The organism is Propionibacterium cyclohexanicum (assembly GCF_900111365.1).
Taxonomy (GTDB): domain Bacteria; phylum Actinomycetota; class Actinomycetes; order Propionibacteriales; family Propionibacteriaceae; genus Propionibacterium; species Propionibacterium cyclohexanicum.
In genome coordinates, this window is record NZ_FOGZ01000005.1 from 91,787 (window position 1) to 105,751 (window position 13,965).

The window sequence follows — 13,965 nt, forward strand, 5'->3', positions numbered from 1 at the left end:
ATCTGCGGGCATGGCCCGTTCACCTGGAGTTCATCTCCAGGAGAATCCGCGGATGCCTTGGGGGAGTACTCCGGTCAGGTGTTCTCATTCCATGTCCCTCGAGCACGGCTCTTGGGGATTGTCGCGGCTACCACGCTTGTGGCCGCAGGTATTGCCATTCCCACACGACCGGCTCTGGCCGGCCCCACTCCCTCGGCGCCCACCTCGGCGACCATTACGTCCACGGGCCTCAAGCCCGGCCAGATCAAGCACACCTGGCTCATCATCCTGGAGAACAAGTCTTACGACGCGACCTTCACCGGCCTCAATCAGAACTCCTATCTGTGGAAGACGCTGCCCAGCCAGGGCGTGCTGCTGAAGAACTACTTCGGCACCGGCCACTACAGCATGGACAACTACACCTCCATGGTCTCCGGGCAGTCCGCCTCGCTCGACGTGCAGTCCGACTGCGACCAGGCGAACACCGATCTGGGTTCGGCTGCCAGCATCATCACCAAGCACAGCGGCACGCCATTCGGCCAGACCGACAACTACGGCCAGGTGCTGTCGACGAGCGGGGCCAACTCCCCGGACGGCACGAATGGCTGCACCTACCCGAAGGACACCGCCACACTGTTCAATCAGTTCGATGCGGCCGGTGTCACATGGAAGGGATATGCCCAGGATCTCGGGAATCAGCCCGGGCGCGAGGACGGGCTGGCGGGCTCGCCGGGAACGCTGGCGAACAACCCAACGACCAACCCGCGCACGATGAAGGCGAGCGCCGCGGACAAGGCGAACGGCATCACCTCCTTCACCGGGGCCCAGGCCAACGACCAGTACGTCGCCAAGCACTTCCCCTTCCCGTGGTTCCATTCGATCATCGGCGACAAGGGTGACGGTTCCGACGCCCTCACAACGCCGGCGAACGGTGGCACCGACAGCGATTCCTCGCACATCGTGAACGCCGACGACCCTTCCAAGGGCCTCGTCGCCGATCTCGCGAAGCCTGCCAATGAGGTGCCGGCCTTCAACTGGATCACGCCGAACAACTGCTCGGACGCCCACGATGCGGTGTGCGTGGGAAACAACCTCTCGGGGCTGTTCGACGACAACGGCAACCCGGACTACTCGCTTCCGCTCAACACCCCGCCAAAGAATCACACCGGCGGGCTCTATGCCGGGGATCTGTGGCTGAAGTACTACATCCCGCTCATCGAGAAGTCCGCAGCCTTCCAGGATGGCGGACTCATCGACATCACCTTCGACGAGGCGAACCCGCCGTTCTACGGGATGAGCTTCAACAACGCCACCGATGACACGACCGTCGCCAAGGACGCCCGCGAGAACGAGAAGTACCAGTACTCGAACCCCTCGAATCCGGCGGCCGATCCCGGCTACCAGCAGTACCCGGCAGGTCAGTTCCCCGAGCCCGGCCCGATGGCCAAGAACTATGTGAATGCCGACGCCGCAGGCCAGAACATCAATGGGCAGAATGTCAACTGGGAGCCCACCGGCCCGAACTCGACGCTCGACACCGACAAGTTCGGGAATCAGCTGTTCCCCGGCCCCGGCGACAACGGGTACATCACCCGCCCGCCCTCGTGTGAGCAGGACACCTCGTTGGTGAATGCCGACAAGTCGAACTGTGTCTCCGGCGCCAAGAACACCAGTTCGAGCTTCTCGGGGAGCTCCTCGTACACTGCCACCGCACCCGCGGGCTCGACGACCGTGACGATCCCAGGTTCTGCCCAGAAGAACGTGGCGAGCACGAAGGACATCGGACGGGCAGTGACCGGCGAGGGGATTCCCGACGGCGCCTACGTGGGCCAGGTGGCCGATGCCGGGCCGACCATGGTCTCGACCTCCTCCCAGGCACCCAGCGACGCCACGATCACCCTCGTGGACAAGAACGGCAATCCGCTGCAGACAACCGCTCCGGTGACGAAGATCAGCCTCTCGGCCACCGGAATCCCGGGACATCTCACCGACGGACAGACGCCCCTGGACACCTTCAACGCCCAGGACGCCACCCCCGGCGGCGGCGCCACCGGCTCGGTGCTCATCTCCCCCTACATCAGGCCCGGGACGACCTCGACCGTGAACTACAACCACTACTCGTGGCTGCGCACGATGGAGGACATCTACCAGGTGAACAAGGGCACCGACAACAAGCCCCTCATGGCGGGGACCGTGTCCGGCGGGATCGACGGCCTGGGCCATCTCGGGTATGCCGCGCAGGCTGGACTGGCTCCGTTCGGGACCGATGTGTTCAACAGCCTGCCCGGCGATCAGCCGAGTGCCTCGCCATCGGCGTCCAGCTCGGCCTCGTCGTCCAGCTCCGCCCAGAGCCCGTCGTCATCGGGGAGCCCCGCTGCGCCCGCCTCCTCGGCGTCCAGCTCGGCCTCGCCGTCCGGCTCTGCCTCGGCGTCCTCTCCGGCGCCAGGGAACGCCAGCTCCGCTCAGGCACCGGGCGCCACGCCCGGGCGAGCCAATCCGGGGCTGCCGCTCACTGGCAGTGAGCTCGGTGGCGTGGCACTGGCTGGCGTTGCTGCGGCCGCCGGTGCAGCGGCCCTCACCCGGGCAATCGTCCGGCGCCGGCGCGACTGAGCCGTGTCCGCATCGTGTGCCCCGGGCTCCGGCCCGGGGCACCGTCCCAGGAAGTGAAGGAAAATGACCATTCGCAAGAAACCCACGGTGCGGCCCGCCATGTGGCGTCGGGCGGCTGGTGCCGTGCTGGCCGCCGGCCTGCTGAGCGCTGCGGCAGCCGGCTGCGCGGCGGCGAGTTCGCCTGCCGCAACCAGCCCCAGCGAGCAGCGAGTGCAGCTGGCGTCCAGGTCGCTGCCCAGCTATCTGCCCAGCGGCTCGACGGGCAATCAGCTCATTGCCGGAACGGCGGCCACACCTGCCGTCTCCATGCAGGGGGTGGCGGTCCGCGTCGTGCTCAAGGACAACAGCAGCGTCGTGACGAACGTCGTCGGCCCCGATGTCGACCGCACCAGCGGTGACCCTGAGGCCTCCTCCGTGGACTGCGGCTTCACGCTCAGCTTCCAGCAGGCATCTGCGCCGATCCCCTTGGATCTCGCCACAGTGACGGCCACCGACGACGCCGGGGGAATCCACCATCTGGAACTGGCGCCGGGGCAGGGAGCACCGCCCGCAACGATCAACCCGGGCCAGACCCTGACAGTGAAGGTGCACGCCTGGCTGCCCTCGGGCGAGGGCTTGATCCGCTGGGCACCCGACGGCAGACACGTGGCTGCGGTCTGGGACTACATCGCCGAGATCGACTGAGGGCCTGACACTGCCCGCCCGGCTGCACCTGGTCCGATTCCTCATCGGGGCCAGGTGCAGCCGGGCGTCAGGGCTCGCCTCGGGCGAACCGTCGGATCAGCGGGCAGCCGATGCCAGGTGCTCGAGACGGAACAGCTCGGAGTCGAGGAAGGCCGGGCCGCCCTGGCGCCCCAGCAGCAGCGTGCGCTGCTCGTCGACGGGAGCGCCGGCGACCGTCACCTCACCCCAGTCGGGCATCCAGTCAGCACCCATCTCGCGTCGCACCGGAGCAGAGAGATCTCCCAGGGCATCGATCTGGGCAGGGGTGAACTCGGGTGCCTTGTCGGTGGCGTGCACCACTTCGCGGGTCTGTCGGTTCACGAGCGCGGCCCATTCGCAGCGGAAGACTGTCGTCGCATCGTCGGTGAGAATCTGGGCGGCCCGGCCGCGGTGCTTCGACATCCGGTTGATGGCCTCGATATCGCTCTCGATGTTCCACTGGTCGGGATAGCGCGAGAGCCACAGGACGCGCACATCGGGCACCTCGGCACAGGCACTGATGATCGTCTCGGCGAGGGAACCGGGCGGCATGGTGAGGATGAAATCGTCGATGACGCTGCCGTCCCCGTGCTTCTCCACGATCTCGATGGCACTGATGTCGGCGCCCACCGTTCCCATGGCCGTGGCGACATGGCCCAGGGCACCGGGACGGTCTGGCAGTTCTACGCGCAGGAGCAACACGCCCCAAGTGTGTCAAACTCGCCAAACGACAGCCGAGCGGTCTGGGTAAAAGTCTTGTTTCGCGCTGGGAGCACCGGTGTGCTGTCCGCCTCCCGCGAGCGGGCGCTGCGGCACCGATGAGGACCCTGCCGGCAGACCGATAGGATGGGCCCTCGGAACCCTCCGGCGGGCACCGCCGAGCGCGCAGCAACGGCGGACAGCTGTCCGTCCATGAAGGAGCAGGTGATCGTGGCCGTTTCTCCCCAGGATGTCAGCCGGCTTGCCGACTTGGCACGGATCGAGCTCACCGACCAGGAGCTGGCAGAGCTGGCCCCCCAGATCGACGTGATCCTCGATGCCGTCGCTTCGGTGTCCGAGGTCGCCGATCTGGACATCGCGCCGATTTCCCATGCCGTGCAGCAGACCAATGTGATGCGCGAGGACATCTGCACGCCGTCCTTCGCACCCGAGGCGATGCTGGCCGGCGCCCCCGCAGTCGTCGAGCAGCGGTTCCGCGTTCCGCGCATCATCGACGACTCGAACGCGCAGTGAGGCAGAACGTGACGACGGACATCTATCGGGCCGACGCTCTCGAGCTCGGGCGGCGCATTGCGGCCGGCGAACAGAGCAGCGTTGAGATCACCCAGGCCTTCCTCGACCAGATCGATGCCGTGGAGCCGCAGGTGCATGCCTTCCTCAGCGTCGATCACCACGGCGCCCTGGAACAGGCTGCGGCGGTTGACGCGCGGCGTGCCGCCGGCGAGGACCTGCCCTCACCGCTCGCCGGCGTCCCGGTGGCGGTGAAGGATCTGCTGTGCTACCGCAACTTGCCCACGACGGCGGGGTCCAGGATCCTGGAAGGCTGGCGGTCTCCCTATGACGCCACGGTCGTGCGCAAGATGCTCGAGGCCGGCCTGGTGATCCTCGGCAAGACCAATCTTGACGAGTTCGCGTGCGGCGGCTCCACCGAGACCTCGGGTTTCGGCCCGACTCGCAATCCGTGGGATCTCGACCGGATTCCCGGCGGATCCAGTGGCGGCTCGGTGGCGGCGATCGCTGCCTGGGAGGCGCCACTGGCGATCGGGACCGACACTGGAGGGTCGATCCGCCAGCCCGCCGCGATGACCGGAACTGTCGGTGTCAAGCCCACCTATGGTGCCGTGAGCCGTTACGGGATCATTGCCATGGCCTCCAGCCTTGACCAGTGCGGGCCATGTGCCCGCACGGTTGCCGATGCGGCCGCCCTGCACGAGATCATTGCCGGCTACGACCCGGCGGACTCCACCTCGCTCGACGTCGCAGTGCCAGCGGTCCTGTCCGCGGCCCGCAACGGCGACGTGAGCGGGATGCGCATCGGTGTCGTCACGGAACTCGGCGGTGAGGGATATGCGCCGGGAGTGGAGCAGCGGTTCGCCGAGACGCTCGACCTTCTCGCCAAGGCCGGGGCTGAGATCGTCGAGGTGAGCTGCCCGCATTTCGAGCAGGCGATGGCCACCTACTACCTCATCATGCCCAGCGAGATGTCGAGCAATCTGGCTCGCTACGATGCGATGCGCTACGGCCTGCGGGTCGGCGACGATGCCAGGCACTCCGCGGAGCAGGTCATGAGGGCGACCCGGGGCCAGGGTTTCGGGGCCGAGGTGAAGCGCCGCATCATCCTGGGCACCTATGCGTTGTCGGCGGGCTACTACGACGCCTACTACGGCTCGGCGCAGAAGATGCGCACCCTGATAGCCCGCGATGTCGAGGCAGCCTTCCAACAGGCCGACGTGCTCGTCTCGCCCGTGGCGCCCACCACCGCGTACCGGCTCGGTGAGAAGGTCGATGACCCGCTCGCCATGTACAAGGGCGATCTGTGCACCATCCCCAGCAACCTGGCTGGGCTGGCTGCCGGCTCGTTCCCCTGCGGCCTCGACCCGAACGACGGTCTTCCGGTCGGCTTCCAGGTGATGGCGCCGGTGCTCGGCGACGACCGTGTGTACCGGGTGGGGGCCGCTCTCGAACGCGAATTGCGCGCCCAGTGGGGTGGCCCGCTGCTGGCGAAGGCGCCCGCATTGGCCGGTTCGAAGCTCAAGGGAGACAGCAAGTGAGCAGCGAGTACAGCACCGACGAACTCATGGACTACGACGAGGTGATGCGCCGCTTCGATGTCGTGCTCGGTCTCGAGGTGCACGTCGAGCTGAACACCAGGTCGAAGATGTGGTGTGGCTGCTCGACCGAATTCGGTGCCGAGCCCAACACGCACACCTGCCCGGTCTGCCTTGGCCTGCCCGGCTCGCTGCCCGTGGTGAACAAGAAGGCGGTCGAGGCTGCCATCCGTATCGGCCTGTCCCTGGGCTGCTCGATCGCGCCGTGGTGCCGCTTCGCCCGCAAGCAGTACTTCTATCCCGACATGCCCAAGAACTACCAGGTCAGCCAGTATGACGAGCCGATCGCCTTCGATGGCGAGGTCACCCTCGAGCTCGACGGCGAGCGCTATGTGGTGCCCATCGAGCGCGCCCACATGGAGGAGGACGCCGGGAAGTCGGTGCACATGGGCGGTTCGACCGGACGCATCCAGGGCTCCGACTATTCGCTGATGGACTACAACCGCGCCGGCGTGCCGCTCATCGAGATCGTCACCAAGCCGATCTTCGGCACCGGCACGAGGGGTCCCGAGGTGGCGCGCGCCTATATGGCTTTTCTTCGCGATATGGTGCGGGCGCTGGGGGTGAGCGAGGCGCGGATGGAGCAGGGGAACCTGCGCTGCGACGCGAATGTCTCGCTCATGCCGAAGGGGTCCACGCAGCTGGGCACCCGCTCGGAGACGAAGAATGTGAACTCTCTGCGCAGCGTCGAGGCGGCCCTGCGCTATGAGATCTGCCGCCAGGGTGCTGTGCTGGCGGCGGGGGGCCGGGTCAAGCAGGAAACCCGGATGTGGAACGAGACCGGGGAGTTCACCACCTCCGGCCGATCCAAGGAACAGGCCGAGGACTACCGCTATCTGCCCGAACCGGATCTCGTGCCGGTGGCGCCTTCGCGTGAATGGGTGGAGGAATTGCGAGCCTCGCTTCCCGAGCTGCCGGCCGCGAAGGCTGCTCGGCTGCGCAAGGAGTGGGGGTTCTCTGAGCTCGAGATGCGCGACATCCACGGCAGCGAGGGGGCGCTCGACCTCATCGAGGCGACCGTCGCGGCAGGTGCCGATCCGGCCTCGGCGCGCAAGTGGTGGATTACCGAACTGGCGCGGCAGGCCAACGAGGCCGGGGTGCCGCTGGCCGAGGTGGGTGTCAGCGCCGAGCAGGTGGCGCGGGTGCAGAGGCTTGTGGACGCCGGCAGCCTCAACGACCGGCTGGCCCGCACGGTTCTCGCGGCGGTGGCCGCGGGGCAGGGCGAACCAGAGGTCATCATCGAACGGCGGGGACTGGCGATCGTCTCCGATGAGGGGGCCCTCGCCGCGGCGGTGGCTGCGGCGATCGAGGCGAATCCCGGCGTGGCGGAGAAGATCCGCGGTGGCAAGGTGCAGGCGGCCGGAGCGCTCATCGGTGCGGTCATGAAGCAGATGCACGGGAAGGCGGACGCCGCCAGGGTACGCGAGCTGGTGCTGGAGCAGCTGTCCTGAGCTGCCGGGCGCCCTTAGTGGCGCTCGTGGCCGAGGGTGCCCGGCGCTTCCCGCAGTGATCGCGCTCTGGGCAATGATCTCTTTTGGGTAACCATTCTGCGGTTGCGTGGACACCGGCATTCCGGGCGCGGCAATCTGTGAGGGAGCCACGGACAGAGCTGTCCGGGCGAGGTCAATGTTGACCCACGGCCCTTGAAGGGGGAGTCATGCACATTCAGAGGCGTTCGCTGTTTGTGGCAGCCGCAGTCATGGCTGCTGCAGCCGGATGCGGCAGCAACGGCAGCGATTCTTCATCCACCGCAACCGGTGCCTCCACGGCGGCAGGCGGCGCCGGCGGCGATGTCGGTGTCTACACCTGGTGGGCGGACGGTTCGGAGAAGGAGGGCCTGGACGCCCTCGTGACGCTGTTCAAGGAGCAGTTCCCGAACAACACCTTCGTGAACCTGGCCGTCGCAGGCGGTTCGGGATCCAACGCCAAGGCGAAGCTGGCGTCCGATCTGGCCAACGGCAATCCGCCGGACACCTTCCAGGCCCATGCCGGAGGCGAACTCACCGACTACATCGACAATGAGCAGGTCGAGCCGGTCGACGACATCATCAGCGCACTCGGCGGCTCGTCCGTCTACCCGAAGACGCTGCTCGACCTCATCACCGTCGGCGGGCATGTGTATTCGGTGCCCTGCGATATCCATCGCGCCAATATGGTGTGGACGAACACCAGCCTGCTGAGCAAGGCCGGTGTCAGCTCCGATCCCACGAGCGTCTCCGCGTGGCTGGCCGATCTGGAGAAGGTGAAGGGCTCGGGTGTGGCGACCCCGCTGAGCATCGGAGGCACATGGACGCAGACCCAGCTGTTCGAGTCGATCCTCGCCGCGAACCTCGGCCAGAGTGCCTACACGGCGCTGTTCACCAAGTCGGGTTCGTGGACGGGCAGCGATGTCACCCGGTCGATCGACGATCTCAAGCAGGCGCTGACCTTCGCGAACACGGCATCTGACGGCGACGACTGGGTGAACGCCACGGACATGGTCGGGAGCGGGCAGGCCGCCTACAACCTCATGGGTGACTGGGCACTGGCCGAATTCACCTCCAAGGGCCTGACCTGGGGCAAGGAGTACTCCTCGTTCCCGCTCGTCGGCATGGACCAGACCTTCGGCTTCCTGGCGGACTCGTTCACCCTTCCCAAGGGGGCGAAGAACCCGGGGGGCGCCAAGGACTGGCTCAACCTGGTCGGCGGCGCGGAAGGCCAGCGGGTCTTCAACCTCAAGAAGGGCTCGATCCCGCCGCGCACCGACGTGCCGGCCTCGGCGTTCCCGGAATACCAGCAGAAGACGATGGACTCGTTCAAGACCGACAAGATCGTGCCCTCCATCGCCCACGGCGCTGCAGTGTCGCTGGCGTGGAGCTCGGAGATCAATACCGCGATGAGCGCCTTCTACCAGAGCAAGGACACTGCCAAGCTCCAGTCCGCCCTGGCAGCTGCGCACGACAAGTACGCCGCGTAACCACACCGTCGTGCTCCGCCGGCAGGCCGGCTCGCGTCGGCCTGCCGTGCGGTGCCATGTGTCCGCGTCGAAAGGGAGGACATGAAGGGCATTCGTCGGTGGGGGCCGAGCCTCTTGTTCGTCGCCCCGTCCATCATTCTCGTCGGAGTATTCGTCTACGGATTCATCGGGCGAACAGTCGTGGAGTCGTTCTCGCACGTCGTGACGAGATCTGGGAGGACCAGGGCACCCGGCGGTTTCGGGAACTATGCGCAGCTGATCGGAGACAGCCGCTATCAGCATGCGCTGTGGAATCTTCTCGTGCTCACCGTGGTGTTCGTGGCAGGCACGATGATCTTCGGGTTGCTGTGGGCGCTGCTGCTGGAACGGGGCGTCAACGGTGAGGGCGTGTTCCGCTCCATCTTCCTGTTCCCGATGGCCGTGTCGTTCGTTGCGGCCGGCGTCGTATGGCGCTGGCTGCTGTCGCCGGCCCAGGGCGAGAATGCCGTCGGATTGAATAAGCTCCTGCAGTACATGGGGCTCTCGCAGCTGCAGTCCTCATGGTGGTCTGCCGGCCGGTTCAATATGGCTGCCATGGCGATTCCGGCGGTGTGGCAGCTGTCGGGCTACATCATGGCGCTGTTCCTGTCGGGATTCCGTGGCATCTCCACGGATCAGCGTGAGGCGGCGCGCGTGGACGGCGCCACGGAACTGCAGCTCTACCGCTATGTGCTGTTCCCGCAGCTGTCGCCGATCGCGCTCAGCGCGCTCATCATCGTGGGGCACATGTCGATGAAGATGTTCGACCTCATCTACTCGATCGCCGGCCCGAACTCCTATACCGCGGAGGTCCCGGCGACGCTCATGTGGGCCCAGATGTTCCAGCTCAACGATGCGACGGCTGCCGCCGTCAACGCCACACTCCTGCTCATCATCGTTGCGGTGCTCGTGGTGCCCTATCTCATCTACACCAATCGTTCTGAGAAGGGCTAGCGCAGATGTCCACCACCATGACAGCCCCCGCCACGATCGCCATGGCCCCACGGCGGCGCCGGCGCAGGAGCCGGTCAGAGAAGTCGCTCACTGCCTTGCAGTACCTCCTCCTGGTGTTCTTCGCCGTGATCGTGCTCACGCCGCTGTACCTTCTGCTGGTGACAAGCTTCAAGTCGCCCGCCGCATTCAGCCAGAGCACGGCCTGGTTCGTGCCGAACAGCTTCTCGGTCGACGGTTGGGCGAAGGCCTGGGACAGGTTGGCGCCCGCTCTGGGACGCTCGCTGCTGATGGCCTCGATCGCCTCGGTCGTCTCGTCGTTCCTCGGGTCGCTGAACGGCTATGTCTTCGCCAAGTGGAAATTCCCTGGTTCGCACCTGGTGTTCGTGCTGTTTCTGTTCGGGATGTTCATCCCCTACCAGGCGATCATGATTCCCCTGCAGGCGATGATGCTGCAGGTCCAGGCCCATGCCCCGTGGTTCCAGGGAATTCCGGTGCTCATCCTGTGCCACATCGTCTACGGCATTCCCATCTGCACGCTCATCTTCCGCAATTACTATGCGACCGCGGTGCCCAACGAGATCGTCGAGGCTGCCAGGGTCGATGGTGCAGGGGCTTTCGCGACCTATTCCAGGGTGGTGCTCCCGGTCTCGTTGCCTGGCTTCGTCGTGACGCTGATCTGGCAATTCACGAGCGCCTGGAATGATTTCCTCTTCGCGCTGTTCCTCACCACGCCCAACAACGGCCCGGTCACCTATGCCCTGCAGGCGCTGGCCGGTGGCCAGAATCCAGACTATCCGTCGATCATGGCGGGCGTCCTCGTGGCCTCGCTGCCGACCCTGGTCGTCTACATCGCGCTGGGCAAATACTTCGTGTCCGGCCTCATGAGCGGTTCGGTGAAATAGCTGTCGGGCTCATGGCGCGCAGCCGAGGTCCGATCCACCGGGCGGGCCTCAGCTGCGCAGCAGCGCCCGGATCTGGCGTCCGACCGCCTCGACGAACTTGTCCTCGGGTGAGCCCCAGCCCATCTGGATCACCTCGTAGGCCCACAGCGCACCCGGGCCTCGGCGAGGGCTGTCCGGCACGACGTTGCGCGATGCCGCGTCGTTCAGGAGTGCGGTGCTCTCGGCGGCAACTGCCTCCAGGAAGCCGTGGAAGTGCTCGCGAGCCTCCCGCTCGAACTCGACCAGCGGAGACAGCCTCGCGAGCCGACGCAGGTGAATGCCCTCCCTCAGGTTCGTGAGGAAGGCAAGGTGGGCGCTCCACCGCTCATCGAGAGTGTGCAGCACGACCTGGGCGCACACCCGGTCGAGGTCATCGCCCAGCAGGCTCGCCAGGTCCGCCTGCACGGTGGGGCCGAGATGGCGGAAGATCTCGCGGCGCGCCGCGAGTGGCTCCTCGAGCACGGCCCGCCGCGAGCGGAGCACCTCGCGACGCTGCTCGGCCGGCACCTTCGTGAACAGCCACGCCTGCTCGTGCTCGGCGAGCATTCTCGCCTCGAGCGCCCGCTGCTGGTGCTCGACCTGTTCATTGAGCTCGGGATCGAGCACCCGGCCCCGGGCGTCGGCGTCGATGGCGACGTCCCTACCGGTGGTGCTGTCGGCATCGACGCTCAGGAGGGGATCGTCCAGGGCCCCCATGAGCACGGTGCTGCCGGGATCACCCTGGCGCCCGGCGCGCCCGCGCAGCTGGGCGTCAAGCCGGGGGGTCGGATAGCGCCCGGCGCCGATCACCACGAGCCCCCCATTGATGCGCGCTGTGTTCGTGAGCACGATGTCGGTGCCGCGTCCGGCCATCTGAGTGCTGATGGTCACTGTTGCGGGAAGGCCCGCCTGCGCGATGATCTGGGCCTCCTGGGCGGCGTTCGTGGCGTTGAGCACGGTGGCCGCCACGCCAGCGTCTGCCAGCTGCTCACCGAGCTGGCGGGAATGCTCGATGCTCTGGGTGCCCACGAGTACTGGCCGTCCGGCCCGCTGTTCGGCGCCGGCTCGTTCGACGACGGCCCTGTCGCGCTGGGCGGCGCTGAGGTAGAGCTCGGCCGGTTCGTCGACGCGGATGAGTGGGCGATGCGGCGGCACATGGGCCACGAGGAATCCGTAGCGGTCGTGCAGTGGGGTGGCCGCGAGCGTCGCGGTGGCGCTCAGGCCCAGGCAGGTCCGGTAGCTGCGCACCACTTCCTGGACGCTCAGCTGGTCCATCACCTGGACCCGGCTTGCCGCCTCGATGTGCTCCTTCGCCTCGACCGCGCGCTGCAAGCCCTCGGGCCAGCGCTGCCGGTCCACCACCCGGCCCTTCGTCGGCGAGACGAGCGCGATGCCCTCGGGGCGCACCACATAGTCCACGTCGCGGACGAGGATTGCGTGGGCGTGCAGGGCGGCATTGGCGGCCGCCATGAGGCTCACCTGGTCGGCGGCGAACAGATTGGGGACGCTCATCTCGCTCTCTACCGCCGCGATGCCCCTGTCGGTGAAGGATGCCGAGCCCGCCACCGGGTCAGTGGTGTAGTCGAGGCCGCGCTCCAGGCGGGTCATGAGTGCCGCAAGGCGGGATTCCCGGGCGCGCGCCGTTGCGTCGCTGGTGGTCTGCGCGATGACCAGCGGCTGGGTGGCCTCGTCGAGCAGCACGCTGTCCAGCTCATCGACCAGAGCCACATCGAGCACCGGATGCACGAGATCGCCGGGGTCGAGCACCAGCCCGTCGCGCATGAGGTCGTAGGCGATCTCCTGCACAGTGCTGTGAACCACCCGGCAGCGGTAGGCCGTCGAGCGGTCTGCGGTGGAGGTGTCCGCCAGCGTGCAGCCGGTGGCGATGCCGAGCGGTGCGAGCATGGCCGTGGCCAGCTCGTGATCGCGAGCCGCCAGGTAATCGTTGGGACACAGCACATGCACCTGGCGTCCCGCAGTCGCCATCATCCCGGCCGCCAGCACGGCAACGAGTGTCTTGCCCTCACCGGTTGCCATATCGATGCTGTAGCCCTTGACGAGCCCGAGGGCGGCGAGGATCTGCTCGGGATAGGGGTGAAGGCCGAGCTCCCGCGACGCGCTGCGGCACAGGGCCGCGAGCCGCTGCACTTCGCCATCGCGTCCGGTGGCGGCAAGCTGCGCCGCCGGATCCGCGTCGGAGTGCATGAGCGCCGCGACGGTGCGTGCTTTGGGTTCCAGCGCGCGCAGCGAGGCCGTCCCTGAGCGTGCCTTCAACAGATTGGCGAAGCCACGAAGGCCCATGGCGTCCTTCCCTTGCCGGAGCTGGTGCGATCCGAGCGGCCCGGACCCCACCAGCGGTACGTCAGGAAGAATACTGACGGGTGATCCGCACCGCAGTTTGCGGACCTCCGATCCCCACCGGGCGATTCGGACTCTCGCTCGTCGGCGTCGAGTGGGCGGATTCGTTCTCCGGCCATGGACCGGGGCTGCCCGAATGGCTTGCGAGCTTCTCGCAACTCGTCGCGACGCTGTCCCCGGCGGTCTTCGTTGTCGAGGGGATCGGCGATGAGTTTGCCGTGAACGCTCCCGGGGAGGGCGCCGGCGTACGCCTCGGGGATGGGATGGCAGCTTTCGCGCGGATGGTGTCGTCGGCTGGTTTCGCGGCACATTCGACCGTCATCGCCGTCAGCAGGCGGCGGGTTACCGATCCGGTGATCTCCCGCCGGTTCGATGTCATCGTGCATCTCGAGTGCCCGGATGGCGATACTGCACTGCGACTGATCCGGACGCTCCTCCCGATCACGGCGGCGGAGGGAATCAACTGGCCGCGCGTCAGCTCAGCGGCCCGGCGGCTGAGCCATGCGAAGATCGCCACAGCCGTCGAGGTGGCGCGACGGCGAATGGTGCTGGACAACCTGCAGCAACTGCGCACCCCCTATCTCATCGACGCTCTGCTTGCCCGCCGTCCCTCTCGTCCCCAGTGGTGATCGCGGGGGAC

At 67.0% G+C, this 13,965-nt stretch carries 10 protein-coding genes and 1 pseudogene; 9 read left to right on the forward strand and 2 right to left on the reverse strand.

Translation table 11 applies throughout. From position 1 onward, the window contains the following. Window positions 1-78: 78 nt before the first annotated feature. Window positions 79-2,412: pseudogene (locus BMX93_RS03935) on the forward strand (alkaline phosphatase family protein); the annotation flags it as partial. A gap of 240 nt (window positions 2,413-2,652) precedes the next feature. After that, entirely contained in the window at window positions 2,653-3,273 is a 621-nt protein-coding gene (locus BMX93_RS03940) for a hypothetical protein (RefSeq protein ID WP_091968258.1), read from the forward strand. 96 nt (window positions 3,274-3,369) lie between these two features. Here the strand turns inward: BMX93_RS03940 and BMX93_RS03945 are convergent, their stop codons facing one another. Next, on the reverse strand, window positions 3,370-3,930 hold the full coding sequence (locus BMX93_RS03945) for an ACT domain-containing protein (RefSeq protein ID WP_177170059.1): 561 nt from the start codon (window positions 3,928-3,930) through the stop codon (window positions 3,370-3,372). 273 nt (window positions 3,931-4,203) lie between these two features. Here BMX93_RS03945 and gatC point away from each other — a divergent pair, with 273 nt between their 5' ends. From gatC to BMX93_RS03975, 6 genes are all read left to right on the forward strand, one after another. Continuing rightward, the gene (gatC, locus tag BMX93_RS03950; protein WP_218139208.1) at window positions 4,204-4,524 is read left to right on the forward strand and encodes an Asp-tRNA(Asn)/Glu-tRNA(Gln) amidotransferase subunit GatC; all 321 of its coding nucleotides are present in this window, start codon (window positions 4,204-4,206) and stop codon (window positions 4,522-4,524) included. Window positions 4,525-4,532: 8 nt separating this feature from the next. Continuing rightward, a complete protein-coding gene (gene gatA, locus BMX93_RS03955; protein ID WP_091968354.1) occupies window positions 4,533-6,062 on the forward strand; it encodes an Asp-tRNA(Asn)/Glu-tRNA(Gln) amidotransferase subunit GatA in 1,530 nt (509 codons plus the stop codon). A gap of 26 nt (window positions 6,063-6,088) precedes the next feature. Next, the gene (gene gatB / locus BMX93_RS03960) at window positions 6,089-7,570 is read left to right on the forward strand and encodes an Asp-tRNA(Asn)/Glu-tRNA(Gln) amidotransferase subunit GatB (protein ID WP_091968356.1); all 1,482 of its coding nucleotides are present in this window, start codon (window positions 6,089-6,091) and stop codon (window positions 7,568-7,570) included. Between the two features lie 206 nt (window positions 7,571-7,776). Next, entirely contained in the window at window positions 7,777-9,075 is a 1,299-nt protein-coding gene (locus tag BMX93_RS03965) for an ABC transporter substrate-binding protein (RefSeq protein ID WP_091968266.1), read from the forward strand. Between the two features lie 81 nt (window positions 9,076-9,156). Further along, window positions 9,157-10,047, forward strand: coding sequence for a carbohydrate ABC transporter permease (locus BMX93_RS03970; RefSeq protein WP_091968283.1), 891 nt, complete (start codon window positions 9,157-9,159; stop codon window positions 10,045-10,047). A gap of 5 nt (window positions 10,048-10,052) precedes the next feature. After that, window positions 10,053-10,949: a carbohydrate ABC transporter permease gene (locus BMX93_RS03975; protein WP_091968285.1), complete on the forward strand. Its 897-nt coding sequence runs from the start codon at window positions 10,053-10,055 to the stop codon at window positions 10,947-10,949. A 48-nt stretch (window positions 10,950-10,997) separates the two neighbouring features. Here BMX93_RS03975 and BMX93_RS03980 read toward each other — a convergent pair whose 3' ends face one another. Next, window positions 10,998-13,268, reverse strand: a complete 2,271-nt coding sequence (locus BMX93_RS03980) for a preprotein translocase subunit SecA (RefSeq protein ID WP_091968297.1) — start codon at window positions 13,266-13,268, stop codon at window positions 10,998-11,000. 80 nt (window positions 13,269-13,348) lie between these two features. On the opposite strand from BMX93_RS03980, the gene BMX93_RS03985 reads away from it, so the two are divergent. Beyond that, window positions 13,349-13,954: a hypothetical protein gene (locus BMX93_RS03985; RefSeq protein ID WP_091968299.1), complete on the forward strand. Its 606-nt coding sequence runs from the start codon at window positions 13,349-13,351 to the stop codon at window positions 13,952-13,954. Window positions 13,955-13,965 lie beyond the last annotated feature (11 nt).

Excerpts from the sequence above, each read along its gene's own strand:
- BMX93_RS03940 (WP_091968258.1), top strand. The coding sequence starts at position 2,653 with ATGACCATTCGCAAGAAACCCACGGTGCGGCCCGCCATGTGGCGTCGG.
- BMX93_RS03945 (WP_177170059.1), bottom strand. The coding sequence starts at position 3,930 with ATGGGAACGGTGGGCGCCGACATCAGTGCCATCGAGATCGTGGAGAAG.
- gatC (WP_218139208.1), top strand. The coding sequence starts at position 4,204 with ATGAAGGAGCAGGTGATCGTGGCCGTTTCTCCCCAGGATGTCAGCCGG.
- gatB (WP_091968356.1), top strand. The coding sequence starts at position 6,089 with ATGGACTACGACGAGGTGATGCGCCGCTTCGATGTCGTGCTCGGTCTC.
- BMX93_RS03965 (WP_091968266.1), top strand. The coding sequence starts at position 7,777 with ATGCACATTCAGAGGCGTTCGCTGTTTGTGGCAGCCGCAGTCATGGCT.
- BMX93_RS03970 (WP_091968283.1), top strand. The coding sequence starts at position 9,157 with ATGAAGGGCATTCGTCGGTGGGGGCCGAGCCTCTTGTTCGTCGCCCCG.
- BMX93_RS03975 (WP_091968285.1), top strand. The coding sequence starts at position 10,053 with ATGTCCACCACCATGACAGCCCCCGCCACGATCGCCATGGCCCCACGG.
- BMX93_RS03980 (WP_091968297.1), bottom strand. The coding sequence starts at position 13,268 with ATGGGCCTTCGTGGCTTCGCCAATCTGTTGAAGGCACGCTCAGGGACG.